At 67.2% G+C, this 12,133-nt stretch carries 8 protein-coding genes; 1 reads left to right on the top strand and 7 read right to left on the bottom strand.

Annotated features, from left to right (window positions below):
- Positions 1 to 10 precede the first annotated feature (10 nt).
- The 3 genes from ACFWP0_RS02485 to ACFWP0_RS02495 form a co-directional block, all read right to left on the bottom strand.
- A complete protein-coding gene (locus tag ACFWP0_RS02485; RefSeq protein WP_377839431.1) occupies positions 11 to 781 on the bottom strand; it encodes an ABC transporter ATP-binding protein in 771 nt (256 codons plus the stop codon).
- Positions 781 to 1,839: an ABC transporter substrate-binding protein gene (locus tag ACFWP0_RS02490; protein WP_377839432.1), complete on the bottom strand. Its 1,059-nt coding sequence runs from the start codon at positions 1,837 to 1,839 to the stop codon at positions 781 to 783. Before ACFWP0_RS02490 ends, ACFWP0_RS02485 begins: the two co-directional genes overlap by 1 nt.
- 120 nt (positions 1,840 to 1,959) lie before the next feature.
- A complete protein-coding gene (locus tag ACFWP0_RS02495) occupies positions 1,960 to 4,590 on the bottom strand; it encodes a DNA topoisomerase III (protein ID WP_377839433.1) in 2,631 nt (876 codons plus the stop codon).
- A 62-nt stretch (positions 4,591 to 4,652) separates the two neighbouring features.
- Between ACFWP0_RS02495 and ACFWP0_RS02500 the strand changes: the two genes are divergently transcribed.
- Positions 4,653 to 7,280, top strand: a complete 2,628-nt coding sequence (locus ACFWP0_RS02500; RefSeq protein ID WP_377839434.1) for a GDYXXLXY domain-containing protein — start codon at positions 4,653 to 4,655, stop codon at positions 7,278 to 7,280.
- Between the two features lie 20 nt (positions 7,281 to 7,300).
- On the opposite strand, the gene gluQRS is transcribed toward ACFWP0_RS02500, so the two are convergent.
- The 4 genes from gluQRS to ACFWP0_RS02520 all read right to left on the bottom strand — a co-directional run bounded on the left by gluQRS (position 7,301) and on the right by ACFWP0_RS02520 (position 12,032).
- Positions 7,301 to 8,179, bottom strand: coding sequence for a tRNA glutamyl-Q(34) synthetase GluQRS (gene gluQRS / locus ACFWP0_RS02505; protein WP_377839435.1), 879 nt, complete (start codon positions 8,177 to 8,179; stop codon positions 7,301 to 7,303).
- Positions 8,180 to 8,251: 72 nt separating this feature from the next.
- Positions 8,252 to 8,710, bottom strand: coding sequence for a DUF494 family protein (locus ACFWP0_RS02510; protein WP_377839436.1), 459 nt, complete (start codon positions 8,708 to 8,710; stop codon positions 8,252 to 8,254).
- Positions 8,711 to 8,948: 238 nt separating this feature from the next.
- Complete coding sequence (locus ACFWP0_RS02515; protein ID WP_377839438.1) at positions 8,949 to 10,973, bottom strand: TRAP transporter permease; 2,025 nt, start codon at positions 10,971 to 10,973, stop codon at positions 8,949 to 8,951.
- Positions 10,974 to 11,072: 99 nt separating this feature from the next.
- On the bottom strand, positions 11,073 to 12,032 hold the full coding sequence (locus ACFWP0_RS02520; RefSeq protein WP_377839439.1) for a TAXI family TRAP transporter solute-binding subunit: 960 nt from the start codon (positions 12,030 to 12,032) through the stop codon (positions 11,073 to 11,075).
- Positions 12,033 to 12,133 lie beyond the last annotated feature (101 nt).

Consider the following 12,133-nt stretch of genomic DNA (forward strand, 5'->3'; position numbering starts at 1 on the left):
CGTAGGGGATTCAGGCGGCGGCGCGGAACTGCTGGCCCAGCACGCTCCAGAGGCTTTGCACATGGGAGACGAACTGCGGCGTTTCGCGCAGCGTGAAGACGTCGCGCGGATGCGGGATCCGGATGCGCTCGTCCAGCAGCACGCGGCTGGGCGGGCCGGACAGCACCACCACGCGGTCCGACAGCAGGATGGCTTCGTCCAGGTCATGCGTGACCATCACGATGGTCTGGCCCAGCTTGCGCCAGATCTCCATGAGCTCGCGATGCAGGTGCGTCTTGGTGTGCGTGTCCAGCGCGCCGAAGGGTTCGTCCAGCAGCAGGATGCGCGGCTCCACGGCCAGGCTCATCAGCAGCGCCACGCGCCGCCGCATGCCGCCGGAGAGCTGGTGCGGAAAGGCGTTGGCGAACGCGCCGAGGTGGCCCAGTTCCAGCAGTTCGGCCACGCGGCGCTCGATCCTGTCGGCGGGCACGCCCTGGAACTTCAGGCCCAGCGCCACGTTCTTCCTGACGCTGAACCAGGGCAGCAAGGTGTCCTTCTGGAAGATGTAGCCCAGCGCCGGCGGCACCTGCCCGTCCACGACGCGGCCATCGACGAGGATGGCGCCCGTGGTGGGGCGCAGGAAGCCGGCGATCATGTTCAGCAGCGTGCTCTTGCCGCAGCCCGAGGGGCCGACGATGGAGACGAACTCGCCTTCGTTGACCGTCAGGCTGACCTCGCCCACGGCGTGCGTCGTGCCCTGGCGCGACTGGTACGCCTTGCCCACCTTGTCCAGCGTGATCATCAGAGACCCCGCGCTTTCCGCACGAAGCTCATGTTCACGCACTTGGCGTAAGGCACCGTCTTGATTTCATCGTTGGAGAACTGGCGGCCGTCGCCCATGATGGCCGTCAGGCGGTTGTACGCGTCTTCGGTGATGATGTTGTCCTTGAGGAACACCGTTTCCTTGTAGACGCCGAGGGTCTTCTCGATGGCCGCGCGCGGGAATGCGCTGAGGAAGTCGTCGAAGATGACGTCGGTGATGGCCGCCGCGCTGTTGGCGCTGATGAAGTCCTGCGCCTTGACCATGGCGGTCACGAAGGCCTGCACGACTTCGGGGCGCTTCTGGATGGTGTCTTCCAGGGTCAGGGCCGCGATGCCCGGCACGTCCCCGCCCATGAATTCATTCCACGAGCTTTCGGTGGTGGCGTCGAAGATGGGCACGCCCCAGCCTTCCTGGCGGGCCTGCTCCATCATGGACATGGTGGCCATGCTGGCGGACACCGACCCGGTCTTGAGGGCGCCCAGCATGGTCGCCAGGTCGCCCAGGGGGCGGATGTCCACCTTGTCGGCCACGCCGGCCTTCTGCATCAGATAGAGCGCCATCAGCCACGTGCTCGACTGCGGCTGGGTGGCGCCGACGCGCTTGCCGGCCAGATCCTTCAGGGACTTGATCTTGCCGCTTTCGAAGTCTTCGCGGCGCACGATGACGTTGGCGTAGGTGAGCTTGCGGTCAAAGCCGAAGACCAGCGTGGCGGGCTTGCCGGCGATCGTCAGCGCGGGCGCCGCGGTGGCCGCGGTGGCGCCGAACGCGATCTGGCCGGCGGCCAGCAGCTGGTTGGTGCGCGGGCCGCTTTGCGAATTCAGGTACTCGACCTCCAGGCCGCCTTCGCCGAAAAACCCCTTCTTCAGCGCCACATAGCCGGCCGCGAAAAAGGGGTCGATGCTGCCCTGGCCATAGACGACCTTGCCGAGCTTGGGTTGCGCGAAGACGACGCGTCCGTTGAGCAGGCTGACGCCGGCCAATGCGGAGGCGGCGGCCAGTACGCGGCGGCGGGTGGTGAAATCGGGGCTACGGGTCATGTCATCCTCGGAATGATTCGGTTGCAGCTGTTTGGCGTAAACAATACCCCAGCGCCTGCCGTCCAACAATGGAAAACGCCCGGTTGCCCGGGCGTTGCTTGCTGCGGCGCGCAGTCTGGCCTACGCCGCGGTCTTCTTCGGCGCGGCCTTCTTCACGGCCTTCTTGACCGCGGTTTTTGCCGCGGTCTTGGTCGCGGTTTTCTTTACCGCGGCCTTCTTGGCCGGCGCCTTCTTCGCGGCGGTCTTGGTTGCTGTCTTGGTCGCCGTCTTGGCCGGCGCGCGGGCCCGGCCGGGCTTTTCAGGACGCGGCTCGAACTCGAAGCCGACCTTGCCGTCGGGCTGACGCACCAGGAACGCCTTGAACTTGCGGTTCGTGCGGCTGGAGACGAAGCCATCGAGCAGGTCGGTGCGGCCGTTGGTCAGCAGCTTTTCCATCTGCTCGCGCGAGATCTCCTGCTGCAGGATGACCTTGCCCGAACGGAAGTCGCAGCTCTTTTCGGGGCCGACGGACTTTTCGCAGACGTAGCTCATGCCGTGCTCGAACACGCGCGACTGGCACTTCGGGCAGGGACCCACCGGGGTGTGTCCGGAGAAGTCCACCGCTTCGTTGTCGTCCTCGTCGTTCTGGCCGAAGTCGAATTCCAGCTTGAATTCGTCGCTGATGCGCAGGATGGCGGCGAACGGCCGGCCCATCTTGCTGATGAAGCCTTGCAGCGGACCGATCTCGCGCTTGGCCAGCAGCTCTTCCACTTCCGGCAGTTCGAACGTGCGGCCGCCCGGGTGCTTGCCGATGGAGAAGTCGCAAGCCGTGCAGGCAAAGCGGCGGTAGTTTTCCTTCACGACGGCGCCGCACTTGGGGCACGGCGTCTGCAGCGTGGCGTAGTCGCCCGGCACCGTGTCGCGCTCGTATTCCTTGGCGCGCTTGACGATCACCTGGGTCATTTGCGCGATCTCGCGCATGAACGCCTCGCGTCCCAGCCCGCCCTGCTCGATCTGCTTGAGCTTGTGCTCCCATTCGCCGGTGAGTTCCGGCGAGGTCAGTTCAGTGACGTCCAGGCCCGACAGCAGGGTCATGAGCTGGCGCGCCTTGGCGGTGGGCACCAGGTCGCGGCCTTCGCGGCGCAGGTAGACCTCGTTGAGCAGGCCTTCGATGATGGCCGCGCGCGTGGCCGGGGTGCCCAGGCCGCGCTCGGACATGGCTTCGCGCAGCTCTTCGTCGTCCACCAGCTTGCCGGCGCCTTCCATGGCCGACAGCAGCGTGCCTTCGTTAAAGCGCGCCGGCGGCTTGGTCGACAGGCCCACGGCTTCCACGTCCTCGGTGCGGACGGTCTCGCCGTCCGCCACGGGCACCAGGTTGGCGTCCTCGCCCTGCGCTTCCTTGCCGTAGACGGCCAGCCAGCCCGGGGTGACCAGCACCTTGCCGTCGGTGCGGAAGCGATGCCCCTGCACTTCGGTCAGGCGGGTGGTGACGCGGTATTCCGCGGCGGGGAAGAACACCGCCAGGAAGCGCTTGAGCACCAGGTCGTACAGCTTGGCCTCGGCCTCGCTCAGGTCATGCGGGATCTGCAGCGTGGGGATGATGGCAAAGTGATCCGACACCTTCTTGTTGTCGAAGATGCGGCGGTTAGGCTTGACCCATTGCTGGCTGACGACGGTGTCCGCGTGGCGCGACAGGCCGCCCACGGCGTTGGAGCCGCCCTTGGCCAGCGCGCGCATGGTTTCCTGCACCGTGGCGATGTAGTCCTCGGGCAGGTAGCGCGAATCGGTACGCGGGTAGGTCAGCGCCTTGTGGCGTTCGTACAGGGTCTGGGCCAGCGCCAGCGTGGTCTTGGCGGAAAAGCCGAAGCGGCCGTTGGCCTCGCGCTGCAGGGACGTCAGGTCGTACAGCGCCGGCGACATCTGGGTCGAGGGCTTGGATTCCTCGGTGACGTTGCCGGGCTGCTCGCGGCAGGCGGCCACCACGCTTTGCGCGGCGGCTTCCGACCACAGGCGGGATTCCCGCTTTTCGGGATCGCGGTCGTCTTTCTTGAATTGCGGGTCGATCCAGCGGCCTTCGTACAGGCCGGCGGCGGCGACGAAGGTGGCGCGAACTTCCCAGTAGTCGCGCGGCACGAAGCGGCGGATGCGTTCTTCGCGCTCGGCCACGATGGCCAGCGTGGGCGTTTGGACCCGGCCGACCGGCGTCTTGAAGAAGCCGCCGTCCTTGCTGTTGAAGGCCGTCATGGCGCGCGTGCCGTTGATGCCGACCAGCCAGTCGGCCTCGGCGCGCGAGCGGGCGGCGGCTTCCAGCGGCTTTAGCTGGGCGTCGTCGCGCAGGTTGGCGAAGGCCTCGCGGATGGCGGCCTGCGTCATGGATTGCAGCCACAGGCGCTGGATGGGCTTCTTCACGCCCGCGTACTGGATGATGTAGCGGAAGATCAGTTCGCCTTCTCGTCCCGCGTCACAGGCATTGATGATGGCGTCCACATCCTTGCGCTTGGCAAGGCGGACCAGCAGTTTCAGCCGTTCGGCGGACTTCTTGTCGGTGGGGCCCAGTTCGAATTCCGGCGGAATCACGGGCAGGTGCGTGAAGCTCCACTTTCCCTTGACCGGATCGTTGGGCGCGACCAAGCTGAGCAAATGGCCGATGCTGGACGCAAGGACGTAACGTTCGCTTTCAAAATAGTCGCCCTCGCGCGCGAAGCCTCCCAAGGCGCGTGATATATCAAGGGCCACCGAGGGCTTCTCGGCAATAATCAGCGTTTTATTCATGTGTATCCAGTGGCGGTAGACCCGCCTTAGTAGCGCGGATAATAAGATCGGAGATTCGCGAGATGCAAGTCGGCACTGAAAGACAAGCGGGATCCGAACTGCACGCTTGGCGTCAATTCCTGGCCCGAAGCACCCTCTGGCTAGGCGTTTTGCTGCTAGGCAGCGCCGCGGTTTGCTGGGTCGCCGCCAACTGGCAGGACATGAGCAAAGTGCAGCGGTTCGCCGGGGCGCAGGGGCTTCTGGCCGTTTGCGCGCTGGCCGCGGCCTGGGCCGGACTGCGACTGCGGAGCAGGCCTGGCGTGCGGCGCAGCATACCTGGCGCGCTCCTGGCCTTGGCCGGCATCTTGCTTGGCGCCTTGCTCGCGTTGCTGGGCCAAACTTACCAGACTGGCGCCGATACCTGGGAATTGTTCGCCTGGTGGGCAGTGTTGCTCCTGCCCTGGGCGCTGGCCGCGGGCAGCCAGGCCGTCTGGCTGTTGTGGGCGCTGGTCCTGAACCTGGCGGTGGCCCTGTGGCTGGGCGAGCGGGTGTTCACATGGCTGATGATCTTCGGCGGGCCGGGCCTGCCCAGCCTGTTCATGGCCGCGCTGAACCTGCTCTTGCTGCTGGGCTGGGAACTGGCGGCGCGCCGCTGGCGGGCCAGCACGGTCTTCGGCCCCCGCATCCTGGCCGCGATCGCAATCAGCGTGCTGGTGCTGGCCCTCATGTTCGGCGACTTCATCCTGCGCGGACTGGGCACCTACAACGGCATCGCCTGGGTGGCCGCCACCCTGGGCCTGGGCCTTTACTATCAGCGCGGCCGGCGCGACCTGGTCATCCTGGCCATGCTGGCCGCCGGCGTCATCTGCGTATCGCTGCGGGTGGTGGGCGAATGGCTGTGGCGCCTGGAACCTGGCGTCTGGGCCGCCCTGCCGCTGGCCGCGCTGCTCATGGCCGAGGCCGTGCTGGCGGCCCGCTGGCTGCGCCGCCTGGGCGGCGACGCCTCGCCCGCCCTGCCCGCCGCCGACGCCGAACCGGCCAGCGCGTCGGCCGGCAACGCGGTGGACCCGGCCGATTCCGGCGCGCCGGTGGCGCAGCTTGCGCCCGACGCCGTGCCGCGGGCCGAGCCGCCCTGGTATGTGCAATGCCTGCTGGGCCTGAGCGCCTGGCTGGCGACCCTGCTGCTGCTGGTGTTCGTTGCTTTCTCGGGCTTCATCACTTCCGAGGGCGGCGCGCTGGTGGCCGGACTGGTGCTCTGCGCCGCCGGCGTCGCGGTGCTGCGCAGCGATGCCGGGCCGTTCTGGCGGCAGTGCGGCACGGCCATGGCGTTCACCGGGCAGATCCTCATCATTTTCGGCCTGTCCAGTTCCACGTCGTTTGCCAGCGCGAGCTTCTTCGTGCTGCTGATGGCCGCCGTCGTCTACGCGCTGGGTCCCGACGTGATCCTGCGTTTCCTGAGCGGCCTCCTGATCGCCATGGCGGGCGCGGCCCTGATCTGGCGCGGGCTGTCGCCCGACCTGATGCAGGACGACCTGCTGGACGCCTGGACGCGCTTTGACGCGACACGCGCCACCTTCCTGTGGCTGCCCATTGCCGTGATCGGCGCCTGGGCCACGGCCGTCATCCTCACCGTCGGCCACCGCGCGGGCGCCAGGCGCGGCCACGCGCTGCAACCGCTGGCCTGGGCGTTCCTGCTGTCCGTCCAGGGCATGGTGTGGCTGGCAAGCGGGATCTCGGCCACGCAGCTGCCCGCCATCTGGCAACTGACGCCGCACACCGCCATCCTGATCGTGGCGGGCGCCCTGCTGCCGGTCGCCGCGGCGCTGGCCGTGCTGTGGCCGCGGCGGCGCGTGCTGACGGCAGGCGTGACCTGGGGCGTGCCGATAGGCCTCTTGCTGCTTGCGCTGTTCTGGCTGCCCAGCCCGGGCGTGGGCTTCGCCTTGGCGTGGCTGCTGCTGGGCTTCGGCCTGAACCAATCTCGCGTGATGCTTTTCGGGGCCGCCAGCCTGCTGGCGTACCTGGGCGTCTACTACTACCAATTGGAACTGCCGCTGCTGCAAAAGGCGCTCTGGCTGGGCGGAGCGGCGCTGCTGCTCTTCGTGCTGCGGGCCGCGGTGTGGCTGGTGCCGCGCCTGATGCGCACGCAGGCGCCGGCCCCGTCCCGCGCGCTGCCGCCGGTATCCGGCGCCCTGCGCTGGCGCACACTGGCCATCCTGGGCGGCCTGGCGCTGGTGCTGGTGGTGGCCAACGGCGGCATCTGGCAGCGTGAAAAACTGCTGGCCTCCGGCAAGGTCGTCATTCTGGAACTGGCGCCGGTGGACCCGCGGTCGCTCATGCAGGGCGACTACATGGCCCTGAACTTCGCGGCGGGCCGCGAAGTGACGCGCCTGCGCCTGGGCGGCGGCAGCCAGAAGGACGAGGAGTCCGTCATGGGCTATGAGCCCGACGGCTATGTGATGCTTGCGCCGGACGCGCGCGGCGTGGCGCAGCCCGTGCGCATCCAGCCGCGCGTCCATCCGCACGCGGAAGGCGAGGTGCCGCTGCGCTACCGCGTCCGCGACAACGGCGTGCGCATCGTCACCAACGCGTATTTCTTCCCCGAGGGGCAGGCCGAGCGCTACCAGGTCGCCAAATACGGCGAGCTGCGCGTGGCCGAAAACGGCGAGGCCCTGCTGGTCAGGATGCTGGGGGCGGACTTGCAGCCGCTGTAGGCGCCGGCCGGTCCGGGAGGTCAGTCCGGAAACCGCGCGGCCCAGCGCGCCGTGGCTTCGCGCAGGAACGCGGCGGAGCCGGCGGCGGCGAAAGGGGCGAACCCCAATGCCGCCCAGGCGGCCTCCAGCGCCTTCAGGGGCGCGCCGGTGTCGACGGGCGGGGCGCCGTTCTGTTTGGACAGTTTGAGGCCGCTGGCGGCGTCCAGGATCAGCGGCACGTGCATGTAGCGCAGCGGGGGCAGGCCCAGCAGCCGGCCCAGCACCCGCTGGCGCGCGGTGGAGCTCAGCAGGTCCGCGCCGCGCACCACGTCCGTCACGCCCTGTTCGGCGTCGTCCACCACCACGGCTAGCTGATAAGCCCACAGCCCGTCCGCGCGCCGCAGCGCGAAGTCGCCCACCGCTTGCGCCACGTCCTGCTCCTGCGGTCCCAGCCAACGGTCTGTAAAGCGCTCCACCCCGTCCGGCACGCGCAGGCGCCAGGCGCGCGCCTGGCGGCCTTCCGGCAAGCCGTGGCGGCAGGTGCCGGGATAGGGCCTTTCGCCGTCGGCGCCCGGCGCGGCCTGGCCTCGCAGCGCCGAATCGGCGATTTCGCGGCGCGTGCAGCCGCAGCCATAGATCAGGCCGAGCCCGGCCAGCGCGTCGAACGCGGCTTGGTAGGCGTCGCTGCGCCGGGATTGCCAGATGATCTCGCCGTCCCAGCGCAGACCCAGCGCGTCCAGCTGCGCCATGATGACTTCCGCCGCGCCGGGCACGGTGCGCGGCGTGTCCACGTCTTCGATGCGCAGCAGCCAGCGCCCGTCGCGCGCGCGCGCGTCCAGCCAGCTTGCCAGCGCGGTCGCGAGCGAGCCCGCATGCAGCGGGCCGCTGGGACTGGGAGCGAAGCGGCCAACGTAGTTCACGGCGATACGCCCGCGCGGCGATGCGCGCGGGGCGGGATGAGGGGATTCAATGCACGGGGCGCGGGATTGCGCTTAATGCAGCAGGCGCACGCCTTCTTCGTCCAGCAGCTCTTCGAGGACCAGATTGTCGATCTCGGCTTCCTGGCTCCAGAGAACCATGAGGGCGATGATCTTGATCTTCGCGAGCGGCACGGGCGTTTCCGGCGAAGCCAGGCCCCGGTCGATGACGATTTCGCGCAGGGGCGCGGGCAGCACGCCTGCCGATTCCAGGAAGGCGATGAAACCGATGGATTCAGTGCCGAGTTGTTGATATTCGTTGTCGGTGTAGATCCGGGTTCCGGTGGTGGGAGCCTGAGCGAGGTCGACGCATCGTTCGGTGGTCTCGGCCAGGCCGTACAGCCAACCGAGCGCATCGTCGATGTCTTCGTGCTCGAACCCTGCGGCGGCGAGCCGCTTGGCGAGCACATCGGCAGCAGGACAGGCTTGCGGCGTGTAGTAATTCTCGAACAGATAAACCAGGATATCGAACATATGGCGCACTTTGTGCCTGTTTGCACAGTCGGCCCGCAGATCGGCAGACCAGCAAACATGAATTTTACTTTACGCTGATTTATTTAGCCGGGCAACCGGCGAAAAGGCGGAGTGTTGTATGCCGTCGACCTGCGGCAACAGGCGCACATTCTCCCCCCAATTGCTGACAAAATGCACGATTCGGCGGAAAAAAGGGGCAGACGCTGCAGTCTGCCCCTTTTTTTTCGAGGTCGCCGGGTCAGGCGGCCTTGGGCGCGTTCTCCAGCTTGAGCTCGGCCAATTGCCGGATGAACACCGGGATGCAGATGGCCAGCCCGATCAGCCCGCTGGCCAGTCCGGGGATGATCGTCAGTAAGGCGCCGATGGTGCACAGCCACCGCTCCCAGCTCTTCATGCCGACCAGCATGTAGCGCGAGAACGCGGCCGACAGCAGCACCAGCCCGACCATGCAGCCGAACAAGGTCACGAAGAAGTCGTACCAGGTGAAGCCCTGCACCGAGATCAGCAGCGACGGCGAGAACACGAACACGAAGGGCACGATGAGCTTGGTGATGCCCAGCCTGAAGGCCGTGTTCCCGGTCTTGAAGGGGTCGCTGCCCGCCATGCCGGCCGCCGCGTAGGCCGCCAGCGCCACCGGCGGCGTGATGTCCGCCAGGATGCCGAAATAGAACACGAAGAAGTGGGCGGCGATGGGCTGCACGCCCAGCTGCACCAGCGTGGGCGCGGCAACCGCCACCATGATCAGGTAGTTCGCGGTGGTGGGCACGCCGCAGCCCATCAGGATGCACACGACGCCGGTCATGATCAGCGCGGCGATTAGCGTCAGCGCCTGCATGTCGGCGAAGGCGTCGGGGATGAAGATGGCCACGCCGCCGGCCAGCGCCTGCGAGGCCGCGATCACAATATACGAGATCTTGAAGCCCACGCCCGTCAACGTCACCACGCCGATCACGATGCCCACCGTGCCTGCCGCCGCGCCCACGGCCAGCGCGTACTTGGCGCCGGTCTCGAAGGCTTCGTACAGGTCGCGCCAGCGCAGCCGCTGGTACGGGTTCAAGAGGCCGACCAGGATGCAGCCCGTAATGCCCGCGAACGCCGCCAGGTAGGGCGTGCGGCCGCTGGCCAGCACCCCGATCAGCAGCACCAGCGGGATCAGCGTGGGCCAGCGCATCTTGAACGACTGCTTGAGCTTGGGCATTTCTTCCGCGGTCAGCCCGCGCAGGCCTTCGCGCTTGGCCTCGAAGTGCACCTGCATGAACATGCCGAAGAAGTACAGGAAGGCCGGGAAGATGCCGGCGATCGCGATCTGCTGGTACGGGATGCCCAGGAACTCGATCATCAGGAAGGCGGCCGCGCCCATGATGGGCGGCGTGATCTGCCCGCCCGTGCTGCTGGCGGCTTCCACGCCGGCGGCGAAATGCCGGGGGTAGCCGACGCGGATCATGGCGGGAATGGTCAGCGACCCGACCGTGACGGCGTTGGCCACCGACGAGCCCGACAGCATGCCGAACATCGCCGAGCCGAACACCGAGACCTTGGCGGGGCCGCCCGCGTAGCGGCCGGCCACGGTGGAGGCCACGTCCAGGAACAGCTGTCCCAGTCCGATGCGGGTGGCCAGCACGCCGAACAGCACGAAGTGGAACACGTAGGTGGCCACCACGCCCACCGCCACGCCGTACACGCCCTGGCTGGTCAGGTACATGTGGTTGACGATCTGCGGCCAGGTGTTGCCCGCGTGCTTGAGCAGGCCCGGAAAGTAAGGGCCGAACATGGCATAGGCCATGAAGACGATCGCGATGATGGGCAGCGGCCAGCCCATGGCGCGCCGCGTGGCCTCCAGCAGGCCGATCAGGAGGATCGACCCCATCAGCACGTCTTGCGGCAGCGGGTTGCCCACGCGGAACGCCAGGTCCTCGAAGATGTAGGGGATATACAGCACCGACAAGGACAGCGCGATGGCGATGATCCAGTCGTATAGCGGTATGCCGCCAGGCGCATACCAGGTGGACTTGGGCTCGCGCTGGTAGTGGGACTTGGAAAAGCCGAACACCAGGAAGATCAGGCTCAGCACGAAAGCCAGGTGCACGCCCCGGTGCGTGGCTTCGCGCAAGAGGCCGAATCCGGCCGTGTAGTAGTGAAAGAGGGAGAGCGTGACGAGCAGGCCCGACACGATCCAGGTGGCTGTCTTGTCCAGCGGCCGGAAGCGGATTTCCGAGTCGTACTTTTCCGCCAGCTTCTGGGTTTTCTCGTGATCTATTTCCATCGCCGTATTTCTCAGGGTGATTCTGCAAGCAGGGCCGCCCAAGGCGGCCCTGCTCAAGCGCGGCGCAACATGCATCGCGGGCATACGGACTTCATCGGGCTACTTCAGCAGGCCGATTTCCTTGTAGAACTTCTCGGCGCCCGGATGGAACGGGATGCCCGCGCCCTTGATGGCGTTGTCGCGGGTGATGAGCTTGCCCTTGGCATGGCCGGAATCCAGCGTCTTGCGCGTGGCGTCGCTGTAGAGCGCCTTGGTGACGTCGTACACCGTCTGCTCGGGAATCTTGGCCGACGTGACCATCTGCGCGTTGACCGAGATAGTCTTCACTTCGGGGATGTTCTGGTACGTGTTGGCGGCGATGACGTCGGGCGTGAAGAACTCCTGCTTGGCGCGCAGCGCGTCAAGCTCCGGGCCCACCAGGGAAACCAGCTCGATGTTGCCGGTGGAGGCCAGTTCGGCGATGGCGCCGGCGGGTGCGCCGCCCACGAAGAAGAACGCGTCCAGGCCGCCGTCCTTGAGCTTGTCGCCGGCCTGATTGGGCTTGAGGTACTCGGCCTTGATGTCCTTGTCCGTCAGGCCATAGGCGCCCAGGATCAGGCGCACGTCGACCAGCGTGCCGGAGCCCGGCTCGTCCATGGACACGCGCTTGCCCTTCAGGTCCGCCACGCTCTTGATGCCCGCGCCCTTGCGCGTCACCAGGTGGATGCTCTCGGGGTACAGCGTGGAGATCAGGCGCAGGTCCTGCGCCTTGGGCTTGCCGTCGAAGGTGCCGGTGCCGCTATAGGCCCAGAACGCTACGTCGGATTGCGTGAAGCCCGCTTCGAACGAACCGCCGATGATGCCGTTGATGTTGGCCACCGACCCATTGGAGGCGACCGCCGTGGCGATGAGCTTGCCGGGCTGGGAGACCGCGTTGCCGATGATGCCGCCTATCGGGTAGTACGTGCCGGCGGTGCCGCCCGTGCCGATGCGGAAGAATTGCTGGGCCTGTGCCGAACCCACGGTGCCGACCGCTGCGACCGCGACGGTCAGGGCGGTGATCCAGTGCTTGAGTTTCATGCGAGCTTCTCCGGTACTTGTTGACGGGTGTATCAAGTGACGTGGTTCGTCTTGTCATTTCTGCCGCCGGCGGTTTGCCGGGGCAAAAATGGGCCTCCCCT

The sequence above is a fragment of the Achromobacter sp. NPDC058515 genome, assembly GCF_042721735.1.
GTDB lineage: Bacteria > Pseudomonadota > Gammaproteobacteria > Burkholderiales > Burkholderiaceae_B > Achromobacter.